This window comes from Sphingosinicella sp. CPCC 101087 (assembly GCF_004151485.1).
Taxonomy (GTDB): Bacteria; Pseudomonadota; Alphaproteobacteria; order Sphingomonadales; family Sphingomonadaceae; genus Allosphingosinicella.
The window spans coordinates 12,765-25,623 of sequence record NZ_SBFF01000004.1; the positions used below are offsets into that span (position 1 = coordinate 12,765).

Sequence of the window (12,859 nt, forward strand, 5' to 3'; positions counted from 1 at the left end):
TGCCATTCGGATTTGCCGCTCGGGCCGAGGGCCCTCTAGCCGTTCCGCTTATGCCGGACGGAGCCAAGAACCTCGCGCTGATCGGCTTCGGCGAGGCGGGAACGGCCTTCGCCGAAGCGCTCGACCGCGCGCTTCGCATCCGAGCCTTCGACATCAAGACGCTCGACCCGGCAGCGGCCGCGTCCAAGCGCGAGGCCTATCGGCGCCACGGCATCCTCGGCGCGGAAAGCCTCGCCGAAGCGCTGGCGGACGCGGAGATCGTCATCTCCGTCGTCACCGCCGATCAAGCGCTTGCGGCCGCCGCCGAGGCCGCGCGCACGATTCGGCCGGACGCCCTCTATTGCGATTTCAACAGCGTCGCGCCGGCCACCAAGCGCCGCGCTTCGGAGCTGATCGAGGCCGCGGGTGCGGTCTATGTGGATGTGGCGGTAATGGCTCCCGTCCTGCCCCGGCGCCTGGCCGTGCCCTTGCTCGTGAGCGCAACCGACGTGGAATCGGCGTGCGCCCGCCTCGCTAGCCTCGGCTTCGTGCCGCGCGGGGCGGGGGCCGAGATCGGCCGCGCCTCGACGATCAAGATGCTGAGGTCGGTGATGGTCAAGGGCCTGGAAGCTCTGACGGCCGAATGCTTCCTAGCCTGCGCCCGCGCCGGAGTCGTCAAGGAGGTCGCGGCCTCGCTCGACGGCAGCTGGAAGGAAGAGAGCTGGCTCGAGCGGGCCGACTATAATCTCGACCGGATGATGCTGCACGGCCTGCGCCGTGCCGCGGAGATGGAGGAGGTCGCGATCACCCTCGGCGATCTCGGACTTCCCGGCGAGATGGCCAAGGCGACCGCCGCGAGCCAGCGGCGCCTGGGCGCCGCGAATCTCGGCAGCGCTCCGGGATTCGATGCCAAGGCCGAGCGGATCCTCGGCGCGCTCGATCGCCAGGAGGCGGCATGATCATCGACTGTCACGGCCACTACACGACGGCGCCTAGCGCCCACAGCGACTGGCGCGAGGCACAGAAGGCGGCCTTCAAGGCCGGCGAAAGCCCGCCGCCTTATCCCGCTCTGTCCGACGACGAGATCAGGGAGACGCTGGAGAAGAACCAGATTCGGCTGCTGCGCGAGCGCGGCGCCGACATGACCATCTTCAGCCCGCGCGCTTCGGCGATGGCGCATCATGTCGGCGACGAGAAGGTTTCGGCCGCCTGGGCGCGGCACAATAACGACCTGATCAAGCGCTGCGTCGACCTCTATCCCGAGACGTTCATTGGGGTGTGCATGCTGCCCCAATCACCAGGCGTGCCGATCGAAAACAGCGTGGCCGAGCTCGAGCGCTGCGTCACCGAGCTGGGCTTCGTCGGCTGCAACCTCAATCCGGACCCGTCGGGCGGCCATTTCAGTGCTCCACCGCTGATCGACCGGTTCTGGTATCCCTTCTACGAGAAGATGGTCGAGCTGGACGTTCCGGCGATGATCCACGTTTCGGGCAGCTGCAATCCGGTCTTCCACGCCACCGGCGCCTATTACATCGCCGCCGACACGACCGCCTTCATGCAGTTCATCCAGGGGGATCTGTTCCGCGACTTTCCGGACCTCAGGTTCATCATCCCGCACGGCGGCGGCGCCGTCCCTTATCATTGGGGCCGCTATCGCGGGCTTGCCGACATGCTGAAGCAGCCGCCGCTGGACGGGCATGTCATGAAGAACGTCTATTTCGATACCTGCGTCTACCACCAGCCCGGCATCGACCTCCTCTTCGAAGTGATCGACCTCGACAATATACTGTTCGGGTCGGAGATGGTCGGCGCCGTCCGCGGCGTGGATCCGCAGACCGGGCACTATTTCGACGACACCAAGCGTTATGTCGACGCGCTCGACCTGACGCCGGAGCAACGCCATCAGGTGTACGAGGGCAACGCTCGACGCGTTTTCCCGCGCCTCGACGCCCAACTGAAGGAGAGGGGCCTGTGATGCCTCGCAACGTCCACGAATATCTCGCCGAGTTCGACGACATACCCGGCACCCGCGTCTTCACCGCCAAGCGCGCGCGCCAGGGCTATCACCTCAACCAGTTCGCGATGAGCCTGATGAAGGCCGAGAACCGGGAGCGGTTCAGGAAGGACGAGAAAGCCTATCTCGACGAATGGCCGATGACCGACGCCCAGAAGGAAGCCGTGCTGGCACGCGATTACAACCGGATGATCGACGAAGGCGGCAATATCTATTTCCTGTCCAAGCTGTTCTCGACCGACGGCAAGAGCTTCCAGTTCGCCGTCGGTTCGATGACCGGGATGTCCCAGGAGGATTATGCCGCGATGATGCTCGCCGGAGGCCGCTCGCCCGATGGGCTGAGGTCGATCAAGGAGGGCCGCTGAAATGGCGCGTATCACCGCGGGCGTCACCACCAGCCACATCCCGGCCGTCGGCGCCGCCATGGACCTGGGCAAGACGGACCAGGATTATTGGAAGCCGGTCTTCGCCGGTTATGAATGGACCCGCGAATGGGAGAAAGCCGAGAAGCCGGACGTCGTCGTCCTGGTCTATAACGACCATGCTTCCGCCTTCGACATGAAGATCATCCCGACCTTCGCGATCGGCGCCGCGGACGAGTTTCCGATCGCCGACGAAGGGTGGGGACCCCGGCCGGTGCCGGCGGTGAAGGGCCATCCGGACCTCGCCTGGCACATCGCCCAATGCTGCATCCTCGACGAATTCGACATGACCATCATCAACGAGATGGCGGTCGATCATGGGCTCAGCGTGCCGATGTCGCTGATGTTCGGCCAGGTCGAGCAATGGCCGGTCAAGGTCATCCCGCTGGCGGTCAACGTCGTCACCTATCCGCCGCCCACCGGCAATCGCTGCTGGATGCTGGGCGAGGCGATCGCCCGCGCCGTCGAGAGCTTCCCCGAGGACCTCAACGTGCAGATCTGGGGCACCGGCGGGATGAGCCACCAGCTGCAGGGACCGCGCGCCGGCCTGATCAACAAGTCGTTCGACACCGCGTTCCTGGACGACCTGACCGCCAATCCGGAGCGGCTGCGGAAGATGCCGCATATCGAATATCTGCGCGAGGCCGGCTCGGAAGGGATCGAGCTGGTGATGTGGCTGATCATGCGCGGCGCCCTAGGCGACAAGGTGAAGGAGCTTCACCGCCACTATCACGTGCCGGCCAGCAACACGGCCGTCGGCCATATCGTGCTCGAGCCGGCCACCTGACCAACTGCAAGGAGGATGGATTGAAGATCGCCCTAGCCGGCGCCGGAGCCTTCGGCGAAAAGCATCTCGACGGCCTGAAGAATATCGAGGGGGTCGAGGTCGTGTCCCTCGTCGGCCGAACGCTCGAGGCCACGCAGAAGGTCGCGGACAAGCACGGCATCGGCCACGCCACGACCGAGCTGGCCGACAGCCTCGCGCGCGACGACGTCGACGCCGTGATCCTGTGCACGCCGACCCAGATCCATGCCGAGCAGGCGATCCAGTGCCTCGAGGCCGGAAAGCATGTGCAGGTCGAGATCCCGCTGGCGGACAGCCTGGCCGACGCCGAGAAGGTGGTCGCCAAGCAGAAGGAGACCGGGCTGGTCGCGATGTGCGGCCACACGCGGAGATTCAATCCGTCGCACCAGTGGGTGCACAAGAAGATCCGCGCCGGCGAGCTCGCCATCCAGCAGATGGACGTGCAGACCTATTTCTTCCGGCGGAAGAACATTAACGCCAAGGGTGAGCCGCGCTCATGGACCGATCATCTGCTGTGGCACCATGCGGCGCATACCGTCGACCTGTTCCAGTACCAGGCCGGGGCGCCGATCGTGCAGGCCAATGCGATCGAGGGCCCGCACCATCCCGAGCTCGGAATCGCGATGGACATGTCGATCCAGCTCAAGGCCGCGAATGGCGCCATCTGCACCCTGTCGCTGAGCTTCAACAATGACGGGCCGCTCGGCACCTTCTTCCGCTATATCTGCGACAACGGCACCTATATCGCCCGCTACGACGATCTCGTCACGGGCAAGGAAGAACCGATCGACGTCAGCCAGGTCGACGTCTCGATGAACGGCATCGAGCTTCAGGACCGCGAGTTCATCGCCGCCATCCGGGAGGGGCGCGAGCCCAATGCGAGCGTCTCCCAGGTCCTGCCCTGCTACCAGGTGCTCGGGCGGCTCGAGGCGCAGCTGGAGGCGCAGCGCCGCTAGATCGCCACCCCGGCCTCGCGCGAGATTGCGGACAGACGGAGAAGCTCTATTGTCCGACGCGAACAGCACAGAACCGACCGGAGAACCCGCCTGATGGATCCGCGCGAAACGATCCTCGAACGGCCCATGGGCAGGTTGCAGATCGCCGCTGTCGGCGTGTGCATCGCCCTGAACGCGCTCGACGGCTTCGACGTCCTGTCGATCAGCTTCGCATCGCCGGGTATCGCGTCGGAATGGGGCATCGAGCGCGACGCGCTCGGCATCGTCCTGTCGATGGAGCTGATCGGAATGGCGGTCGGTTCCATCCTGCTCGGCAACGTCGCGGACCGGATCGGCCGGCGGCCGATGATCCTCGGCTGCCTGGTCGTGATGGCGGCGGGCATGGCGCTCGCCGCGACCGCCCAGAACGTCGTCATCCTGTCGGTTTACCGTCTCCTGACAGGGCTGGGCATCGGCGGCATGCTGGCCGCGATCAACGCGATGACGGCGGAATTTTCCAACCGCCGGCGACGCGCTCTGGCCGTGGCGATCATGGCGAGCGGCTATCCCATCGGGGCGGTGATCGGCGGATCGATCGCGTCGATGCTGCTCGCCTCCTTCGACTGGCGGTCGGTGTTCGTGTTCGGTGCGCTCGTCACCGCCTCCTTCATCCCGATCGTCTGGTTCCTGCTTCCGGAATCGATCGAGTTCCTGATCCACAAGCGGCCGGCCAACGCGCTCGCCACCGTCAACCGGACGATGGCCCGGATGGGGCATCCGCCGGTCGACCGCCTTCCGGATCCGGAGCCGCGCTCGACCAAGGCGTCGATGGCCAGGCTGTTCGCGCCCGGCCTCGCGCGACTGACCGTCCTGGTGTCGGTGGCTTACTTCCTGCACATCATGACCTTCTATTTCGTCCTGAAATGGATTCCGAAGATCGTCGTCGACATGGGCTTCGCACCGTCGGCGGCCGGCGGGGTCCTCGTCTGGGCGAATGTCGGCGGAGCTACGGGCGCCCTGCTTTTCGGCCTCCTCACCCAAAGGGTGGCGCTGCAGCCGCTGATCATCGCCTTCATGCTGATGTCGGCAGTCATGGTCACGATATTCGGGCATGTCGGCGCCGACCTCGGGCAGCTGGCGCTGGTCACCGGAATTGCCGGATTCTTCACCAATGCCGTCATCGTCGGCCTCTACGCCCTCTTCGCCCAGTCCTTCCCGACCGAACTGCGCGCCGGCGGCACCGGTTTCGCGGTTGGAACGGGCCGAGGCGGTTCGGTCGTGGGGCCGATCGTCGCCGGTTTCCTGTTCACCGCCAATTACGGCCTCCCGACCGTTGCAATGATCATGGCGCTCGGTTCGCTGTTTGCCGCGGTGGCGATTTTCGCCCTCCGGACGCCCCGACCGCAGCCCGCCGGATCGTAAGCGACGCATCGGAAAATTCTTGCCTCGCGCCGCCGGCAGGCTACCGGGTGGCGCAGCGCGCGGCCGCGCGCCAACCATCGCAGAACGGCAGGATTTACGAATGACCACGACACTCCCCTCGCGCGCCGATCATGTCGGCAGCTTCCTGCGTCCCGAGGCGCTTCTCGAGGCGCGCCGGCGCCGCAAGGCGGGAGAGATTGACGACGCCGCACTGCGCACGGTGGAAGACGAGGCGATTGCCGAAATCGTCCGCTTTCAGGAGGAGCTCGGCCTGAAGACGATCACCGACGGCGAATTTCGCCGGACCTACTTCCACACCGACTTCCTGCTCCAGCTCGACGGAATCGAGGAGAAAGGCGGCACCCAGGTCAAATTCCACCAACATGGCGGCAAGGAGCTGGATTATGCGCCCCCCGTCATGGCCGTGACCGGAAAGGTACGGCACGCCAGACCGATCCAGCTGGCGGACTTCGAGTATCTGAAATCCGTGGTGACGGAGACGCCCAAGGTCACCATCCCCTCGCCCACCATGCTCCATTTCCGCGCCGGTCGCGAAGGAATCAGCGAAGCAGTCTATCCCGACATGGCCGAATTCTTCGCCGATGTCGGCGCGGCCTATCGCGAGGAGGTCCGTCAGCTGGCCGATGCGGGCCTGCGCTACCTCCAGCTCGACGACACCAATCTCGCTTATCTGTGCGACGAGACGCAGCGGGAGAATGCCCGCAAGCGCGGCATGGATCCTGACGAGGCGCCCCGTCTCTATGCAGCCCTGATCAACAGCGCGATCGCCGACGCCCCCGAGGACATGATTACAGCGGTCCACCTGTGCCGCGGCAATTTCCGATCGAGCTGGGCCGCCGAAGGTGGGTACGAGCCCGTCGCCGAGGTGATGTTCAACGCGCTCGACGTCGATGCCTATCTGCTCGAATATGACGACCCCCGGTCAGGGGACTTCGCGCCGCTGCGCTTCGTCCCGAAGGGCAAGACGGTGGTGCTCGGCCTGGTCACCACGAAACTCGGGGAGCTCGAGTCCAAGGACGAAATCAAGCGGCGGATAGACGAGGCCGCACGGTTCATGCCCGTCGAGCAGATGGCGCTGAGCCCGCAATGCGGCTTCTCTTCGACCGTTCACGGCAACGACATCGCCGTCGAGCAGCAGGCGGCCAAGATGCGGCTGGTGATCGAGGTCGCGGAGGAAATCTGGGGCTGACCAACCGAGCGGCCGGCGGTGCGACGCCGCACCGCCGGCGGCGCAGCGGCGAGAGGCGCCTTCGACTCAGGTGTGGATGCGATCAAGCAGGGACATCAGCGTCTCCACTTCCTTCTTGGTGAAGCGGCTCTTCAACCAGCGCTCATGCTCCCAGATGCATCCGCGCGCGCGCAATAGCATCTTGTCTCCTTCGTCGGTCAGATAGAGCGTCTTGCGGCGCCGGTCCGGCGGCGACGGCCCGCGGCGCAGATAACCCCGCGCTTCCAGGCGGTTCACGATTCCCATCGTCGTCGCGCGATCCATGTGCAGGCGCTGTGCGAGGTCGGTCTGGGCAATGCCGGGATTGTCGCTCACCAGCCACAGGACGGACACCTGCTTCTGCGTCAGGTCGAGATCGGTGAAGGTCTCCATGAAGTGCCGGTACACGGCAACGTAGGCGAGGCGGATGTGGAACCCCAATATGTCCTTGATCTCGCCGACGTCGCTCAGGTCGACCGGTTCCACAGCGGGCTTCGCGCCGGATTGGATCAACGCAGTACCTCCCCCATTGTGACGCATCTCCCAGGTTCGAATTGTGCGTGTAGCGTAGCTTTCGCCGAAAGGAGAGATGCCTTCGCAGATTCCCCGAGGACGCGCGCTTTCGCCGGCCTGGATTGGCCGCCCCTGGTGGAGGCTGACCCCTTCGGCCTGGAAGTGGAAGGGAAATCCCGCCACATCTCGACGGCGCCTTTTACAGCGTGCCGCCCGATCCGCAATTCCCGCGACATGGCAAGGCGAGCGGGATCGCCCCGACGAGAGCGATGCTCTACGTGCCTTTGTTGCGGGCGACACTTTCCTCCATGAGCGCCAGCTGTTCGGGCGTCGCCGGCGGCTGGTTCGCCTTCCAGTCGGAATAGGGCATGCCGTAGACCATCTCGCGCGCCGTCTCGCGGTCGATCGGCTTGCCTTGTTCGGCGCTCGCCTCCGCAACCCAATCCGCGAGGCAGTTGCGACAAAAACCGGCGAGGCCCATCAGGTCGACATTCTGCGCATCCTTGCGGTGACGCAGGTGGGCGACAAGGCGGCGAAACGCCGCCGCTGCGACGCCATCGTCCATCTCGGGCAAGTCGTTGTTGGTCATAAAGGTTCTCCGGCGGCACGGGCCCGATCGATCAGGCGCGCCTCGTCTAGCGGCAGACGGCGAATCAGACCGATCAGCAGCACGATCAGGACCGGGCCCAGCCAATAAAGGCTGAGCATCGCCCAGGCCAGGTCGCCGCCGTTGAGGTCGCTCATCAGGCCGACCGCATAGGGGCCCAGACCGAGGCCGATAATGGTCACGGACAGGATGTAGAAGCTGATCACGATGCCGCGCATCCTCGGCAGCACCAGGTCCAGCAATGTGGCATAGATGGACGGCAGCCACATGGTGAGCGCGATCGCATAAGCGGCAAACCACAGATAGAAGCGGGTCAGATCGGGCGCGGTGAAGGTGAGGAAGGCGAAAACCGGCGAGACGACCAGCGACGCGAGAGTGACATAGATCCGTCCACCACGGATCCGCTTGTGGGCCCAGTCGGCCACAGGCCCGGCGATAAGCGGGCCGATGATTCCGATGACGGCGCTCATGACGCCGAAGACGAGGCCGACGCGGGTCGGGCTCTCGCCGAAATGCTGGATGAGATAGGCCGGAGTCCAGCCCATCACGCCATAATTGATGACCGTCTGCAGCGCGGCAATCGTGAGGGTGAGGAACGTCGCGGGCGATCGGGCGATCAGGACGAAGGCCGGGCGGTCGCCGAGCCGAAGCGACTGAAGCCAGTTCAGCATCACATAGGCGCCGAAGCCGACAATGAGCCATTGCAGCGCATTGCCGCCGATCGCGAAGCCGCCGAGCTGAAGCGGCTGGACCCCTGGCCGCAGGGAGTCGGTCCAGCGCGTCAGGCCGTACATGGCGGCGACGATGACGGCGAGGCCGCCGACGTTGAACGCATATTCCGCCGCGCTCGCGCGGCGCCGGGCGAAGGCCAGCCAGTTGGAGACGGGAAGGATGGCGGAGAGCGTGTTCCAGCTCGCGCGGAAGGGGTGCGGATCGACATGGGGCGCGAGGCCGTCGGCGGCGCCGCGGGGCGGCTCAGGAAGCCGCCACAAAAAGAAGCCGATCACCAACCCCGGCAGCGAGGCGGCGAGGAAGGCGGCCTGCCACCCCTTGATACCGAGCGGCGCGCCCTCTCCCTGCGGCCAGACCGCGTCCCAGGCATCGGCCGTCGTCCCGCCCAACACCAGCGCGCCGCCCAGGCCCAAAGCCACCGCAGCCGCGATCCACGAGGTGACCATGCCGCGCTTTTCCTTGGGGAAGGAATCGGCAAGGAGCGACATGCCGGCAGGTTGGACGCTCGCTTCGCCGACGCCGACGCCGAGGCGGGAAAGCGCAAGCACACCGAAGCTGTTGGCGAAACCGGCAAGCGCCGTCGCCGCCGACCAGCCGATGATCGAAAGGCTGAGCAACCGCGTGCGTATCCAGCCGTCGGCAAGGCGGCCCAGCGGCATCGAGAAGAGCGCATAGAAGAGGGCGAAAACGGTGCCGTAGAGCAGCCCCATCTCGGCATCGGCGATGCCGAGGTCGGCCTTGATGCGCGGCACCAGAATGGCGAGGATCTGGCGGTCGACCATGCTCATCGCCTGGGTGAGGGCGACCAGGATCAGGGCCGTCCAGGCAAGGCGACCACCCAACCTTGGCGCCCCGGCTTCCGGAATCGTCATTCCCTTATCCTTCGTGCACGGCCTTGAGCACGAGGCAGGCCATGAGACCCTCCGGCCCGTCCTCGTGCCCGTGGCCGGACCATTTGACACCGCCGAACGGCGAATCGGCACCGCCGATCATCACCGAATTGATCCCGACCATGCCCGATTCGATCTCGCGCGCGACGACCTTCTGGCGACGCGAATCCTTCGTCCAGGCATAAGCGGCGAGGCCGTAAGGAAGCCGGTTGGCTTCGGCGATCATCTCCTCCTCACTCCGAAAAGGATTCAGGATCGCGACCGGGCCGAACGGCTCTTCGTTCATGATCTCGGCGTCGGCCGGGACTTCGGAGAGGACCGAGGGGGCGTAGAAATAGCCCTGATTGCCGATCCGTTCGCCGCCTGCGTGGAGCTTGCCGCCTCTGGTCCTCGCATCTCCGATCAGCCGCTCCATCGCGTCGGGCCGGCGCGAATTGGCCATCGGGCCCATCTTCGTCTCGGGGTCCAGACCGTCGCCGACCTTCACCTTCTTCGCCCGCTCGGCGAAGCCGGAGACGAAGGCGTCGAAAACGTCCTCCTGCACGATGAAGCGTGTCGGCGAGACGCAGACCTGACCGGCATTGCGATATTTGGCCGCCACCATCACGTCGAGCACCCGGTCGACGTCCACGTCGTCGAACACCAGCACCGGGCCGTGGCCGCCCAGCTCCATCGTGGTGCGCTTCATGTCCTCGGATGCCAGCTTCATGAGATGCTTGCCGACGACCGTCGAGCCGGTGAAGCTCAGCTTGCGGATCACCGGCGAGCCGAGCAGATGGCGCGACACTTCGTCCGGCACGCCGAACACGGCCTGCGCCACCTCCTTGGGAAGGCCCGCATCGAGCAGCGCCTGGAGGACTCCGAGCGCGGAGGCCGGCGTCTCCTCGGCGGACTTGAGGATCACCGAACAGCCCGCGGCGATCGGAGCGCCGAGCTTGCGTCCGGGATTGCCGATCGGAAAATTCCACGGTGCGAAAGCGGCGACCGGCCCGACCGGCTCGTAGCTTACCGTCGAGCGCTGCCCGGCGGGTCGGACGAGCTGCCGCCCGTAGAGGCGCTGGCATTCGGCGGCGTAGAAATTGAACAGGCCGACATTCATCATCACCTCGACCCGCGCCTCGGCGAAGGTCTTGCCTTCCTCCATCGTGGCGATCCGAGCGAGATCGTCGGCGCGCTCGGCCATCAGGCGCGCCGCCCCCTGCAGCACGGCAGCGCGCTGCTGCGGCGTCGAATCCCGCCAGATCCTGAAACCCCGCGCGGCGGCATCGAGGGCCCGATCGAGATCCTCGGGCCCGGCGAGAGGAAGCTCGCCCAGCGAATCGCCGGTCGCCGGGTTGCGGACCGTGAAAGTGCGTCGGTCGCCGGCGGCGACGCGCTCGCCGTCGATGATCATGTACAGATTCGGATATTGGGTCGTCCCGGCCCCGGCCATACTCTACTCCTCTCACGCCGTTCGACACGGCCCTTGCTTCATGAAGCCAATTGTATTGAACGCTTACGAATAACAATGAGGGTTCGGCAACCGTCTTGGCGATTGCCGGCGTTTCCCGCCCCGTGAACCGGGAAACGGGCTGCTACAGGAGGGCGAGCGGATGCAGAATCTTCCCGGAAAGACGGCCTTCGTCACCGGCGGCGCCTCGGGCATCGGCCTGGGCATCGCCAAGGCGCTGAAGAAGGCCGGCATGAACGTCGTCATCGCCGACATACGCCAGGATCATCTCGACGGGGCCGTCGCCGAACTCGGCACGGACGCGGTGCTGGCGCTCCGGCTCGACGTCACCGACCGGGCGGCCTTCGCCGCGGCCGCCGACGCGGCCGAAGCGCGTTTCGGCAGGCTCCATCTGCTCGTCAACAACGCCGGCGTGGCGGTGGTGGGGCCGGTCGACCTGGCGAGCTTCGGCGACTGGGACTGGACGATGAGCGTCAATCTCGGCGGCGTCATCAACGGGATCGTGACGATCCTTCCGCGCATCCTCAGTCACCGCGACGGCGGGCATATCGTCAACACGGCGTCCATGTCCGGCCTGATGCCGCATCCCGGCGCCGTCATCTACACGACCAGCAAAGCGGCGGTGATCGGCCTGTCCGAATCGATGCGCGGGGAGCTGGAGCCCAGGGGCGTCATCGTCTCGGCCTTCTGTCCGGGGGCCGTCCAATCCAACATCGCCGAATCGGGCAAGACGAGGCCGCCCGAATATGCCGACACCGGCTATGCCGAGACGGACAGGAGGCGCCAGCAAGGCGGCGACTGGCTGCACCTGTTCATGACCAAGGAGGAAGTCGGCGAGCGGGTGCGCGAGGGCATCGAGAATGACGAGCTCTATATCCTCACCCATCACGAATTTTACGACGGCGTGAAGGACCGCGCCGAAGCGATGGTCGCCGCCGTGCCGGAGCGCGAAGAGAATCCGGAATATAAGGCGATGTTCGCCATGCTGTTCCGCAACCCGATCCACGCCCAGGAGCGGGACCGGCAGACCCTCAAGAAGGGGAAGAATGCCGAGCCGTGAAGGAGCTCGGCGGAAGGATGAACCCGTCCGTTCAGCGGGCGTGCCCCGACCAGGTGCGCAGCCCAGGCTCCGTATGGTCGGGCATGTTCAGCGCCTCCTGGACCGCCGGCCGCGCCGTGAGGCGTTCGCGCCAGTCGACCAGGCGGGGGCAGCGGCTGGCGATCTCCATCTCGGGGAACATCCGCTCCACCATCATCCCGCAATGGCTGTAGAAGTTGACGTCGGCGAGGGTGAACATGTCGCCGGCCAGCCACGCCGTCTCCCCGAGCTGCGCCTCGACCTTGTCGACAGCGACCTCGATCTTGCGGGTCGCGTTGGCGAGATCGGCCTCGCTGAAGCCGGAGCGGGCAGTCCGCCATTTCTCCCGCTGCTCGTGCAGCGGGATGCGCTCGAGCAACTTCTCGAACTCGCCCGATTCGATCTTGCGCGCGATGATTCCGATCAGGCGGTGCCAGCCATGCATCGAGACGAAGTTCATCACATGCTCGTCGACGAACTTGTTCCAGTAGCGCATCCGCGCGTTGCCGGCCGGCGTATTCGGCCGCAAGGGCGGCCGGTCGGGAAAGGCGTCTTCGAGATATTCGTTGATGACCGTCGTGTGGGTGACGATCGCCCCGTCATGATCGAGCACCGGCACCTGGCCCTCGGGATTGATCGCCAGGAACCAGGACTCGTGCTGCTCGAACTTGTGCAGGTTCACATAGACGCTCTCGAACTCGAGCCCTTTCTCGAACAGAGGGATCATCGACTTCAGCGAATTGGCGAGCGGCTCCGCGTGATAATATTTGAGGGCCATCGTGGG

The 12,859-nt window shown here is 65.6% G+C and carries 13 protein-coding genes; 8 read left to right on the forward strand and 5 right to left on the reverse strand.

The window, feature by feature from the left end:
• Positions 1-50: 50 nt before the first annotated feature.
• The 7 genes from EKM57_RS07295 to EKM57_RS07325 all read left to right on the forward strand — a co-directional run bounded on the left by EKM57_RS07295 (position 51) and on the right by EKM57_RS07325 (position 6,787).
• Positions 51-938: an NAD(P)-dependent oxidoreductase gene (locus EKM57_RS07295; protein WP_129791845.1), complete on the forward strand. Its 888-nt coding sequence runs from the start codon at positions 51-53 to the stop codon at positions 936-938.
• The gene (locus EKM57_RS07300) at positions 935-1,954 is read left to right on the forward strand and encodes an amidohydrolase family protein (RefSeq protein WP_129791846.1); all 1,020 of its coding nucleotides are present in this window, start codon (positions 935-937) and stop codon (positions 1,952-1,954) included. The genes EKM57_RS07295 and EKM57_RS07300 overlap by 4 nt, the downstream gene beginning before the upstream one ends.
• Positions 1,954-2,358 carry a protocatechuate 4,5-dioxygenase subunit alpha gene (gene ligA / locus EKM57_RS07305; RefSeq protein ID WP_129791847.1) on the forward strand — a complete coding sequence of 135 codons (405 nt, stop codon included), beginning with the start codon at positions 1,954-1,956 and terminating at the stop codon, positions 2,356-2,358. Before EKM57_RS07300 ends, ligA begins: the two co-directional genes overlap by 1 nt.
• A gap of 1 nt (position 2,359) precedes the next feature.
• A complete protein-coding gene (locus EKM57_RS07310) occupies positions 2,360-3,202 on the forward strand; it encodes a class III extradiol dioxygenase subunit beta (RefSeq protein ID WP_129791848.1) in 843 nt (280 codons plus the stop codon).
• Between the two features lie 20 nt (positions 3,203-3,222).
• Positions 3,223-4,176, forward strand: coding sequence for a Gfo/Idh/MocA family oxidoreductase (locus EKM57_RS07315; protein ID WP_129791849.1), 954 nt, complete (start codon positions 3,223-3,225; stop codon positions 4,174-4,176).
• A 93-nt stretch (positions 4,177-4,269) separates the two neighbouring features.
• A complete protein-coding gene (locus EKM57_RS07320; RefSeq protein WP_243450935.1) occupies positions 4,270-5,577 on the forward strand; it encodes an MFS transporter in 1,308 nt (435 codons plus the stop codon).
• A 100-nt stretch (positions 5,578-5,677) separates the two neighbouring features.
• Positions 5,678-6,787, forward strand: a complete 1,110-nt coding sequence (locus EKM57_RS07325) for a 5-methyltetrahydropteroyltriglutamate--homocysteine S-methyltransferase (protein WP_129791850.1) — start codon at positions 5,678-5,680, stop codon at positions 6,785-6,787.
• 66 nt (positions 6,788-6,853) lie between these two features.
• Here EKM57_RS07325 and EKM57_RS07330 read toward each other — a convergent pair whose 3' ends face one another.
• From EKM57_RS07330 to EKM57_RS07345, 4 genes are all read right to left on the reverse strand, one after another.
• A complete protein-coding gene (locus tag EKM57_RS07330) occupies positions 6,854-7,318 on the reverse strand; it encodes a MarR family winged helix-turn-helix transcriptional regulator (RefSeq protein ID WP_243450936.1) in 465 nt (154 codons plus the stop codon).
• Between the two features lie 274 nt (positions 7,319-7,592).
• The gene (locus EKM57_RS07335) at positions 7,593-7,907 is read right to left on the reverse strand and encodes a DUF1244 domain-containing protein (RefSeq protein ID WP_129791852.1); all 315 of its coding nucleotides are present in this window, start codon (positions 7,905-7,907) and stop codon (positions 7,593-7,595) included.
• Positions 7,904-9,529, reverse strand: coding sequence for an MFS transporter (locus tag EKM57_RS07340; protein WP_129791853.1), 1,626 nt, complete (start codon positions 9,527-9,529; stop codon positions 7,904-7,906). The genes EKM57_RS07335 and EKM57_RS07340 overlap by 4 nt, the downstream gene beginning before the upstream one ends.
• A gap of 4 nt (positions 9,530-9,533) precedes the next feature.
• Positions 9,534-10,979: an NAD-dependent succinate-semialdehyde dehydrogenase gene (locus tag EKM57_RS07345; RefSeq protein ID WP_129791854.1), complete on the reverse strand. Its 1,446-nt coding sequence runs from the start codon at positions 10,977-10,979 to the stop codon at positions 9,534-9,536.
• Positions 10,980-11,139: 160 nt separating this feature from the next.
• Between EKM57_RS07345 and EKM57_RS07350 the strand changes: the two genes are divergently transcribed.
• On the forward strand, positions 11,140-12,057 hold the full coding sequence (locus EKM57_RS07350; protein WP_129791855.1) for an SDR family NAD(P)-dependent oxidoreductase: 918 nt from the start codon (positions 11,140-11,142) through the stop codon (positions 12,055-12,057).
• A gap of 31 nt (positions 12,058-12,088) precedes the next feature.
• Here the strand turns inward: EKM57_RS07350 and EKM57_RS07355 are convergent, their stop codons facing one another.
• Positions 12,089-12,853, reverse strand: a complete 765-nt coding sequence (locus EKM57_RS07355) for a glutathione S-transferase family protein (RefSeq protein WP_129791856.1) — start codon at positions 12,851-12,853, stop codon at positions 12,089-12,091.
• Positions 12,854-12,859 lie beyond the last annotated feature (6 nt).

Excerpts from the sequence above, each read along its gene's own strand:
- ligA (WP_129791847.1), top strand. The coding sequence starts at position 1,954 with ATGCCTCGCAACGTCCACGAATATCTCGCCGAGTTCGACGACATACCC.
- EKM57_RS07295 (WP_129791845.1), top strand. The coding sequence starts at position 51 with ATGCCGGACGGAGCCAAGAACCTCGCGCTGATCGGCTTCGGCGAGGCG.
- EKM57_RS07355 (WP_129791856.1), bottom strand. The coding sequence starts at position 12,853 with ATGGCCCTCAAATATTATCACGCGGAGCCGCTCGCCAATTCGCTGAAG.
- EKM57_RS07340 (WP_129791853.1), bottom strand. The coding sequence starts at position 9,529 with ATGACGATTCCGGAAGCCGGGGCGCCAAGGTTGGGTGGTCGCCTTGCC.
- EKM57_RS07300 (WP_129791846.1), top strand. The coding sequence starts at position 935 with ATGATCATCGACTGTCACGGCCACTACACGACGGCGCCTAGCGCCCAC.
- EKM57_RS07345 (WP_129791854.1), bottom strand. The coding sequence starts at position 10,979 with ATGGCCGGGGCCGGGACGACCCAATATCCGAATCTGTACATGATCATC.
- EKM57_RS07335 (WP_129791852.1), bottom strand. The coding sequence starts at position 7,907 with ATGACCAACAACGACTTGCCCGAGATGGACGATGGCGTCGCAGCGGCG.
- EKM57_RS07325 (WP_129791850.1), top strand. The coding sequence starts at position 5,678 with ATGACCACGACACTCCCCTCGCGCGCCGATCATGTCGGCAGCTTCCTG.
- EKM57_RS07350 (WP_129791855.1), top strand. The coding sequence starts at position 11,140 with ATGCAGAATCTTCCCGGAAAGACGGCCTTCGTCACCGGCGGCGCCTCG.
- EKM57_RS07310 (WP_129791848.1), top strand. The coding sequence starts at position 2,360 with ATGGCGCGTATCACCGCGGGCGTCACCACCAGCCACATCCCGGCCGTC.
- EKM57_RS07320 (WP_243450935.1), top strand. The coding sequence starts at position 4,270 with ATGGATCCGCGCGAAACGATCCTCGAACGGCCCATGGGCAGGTTGCAG.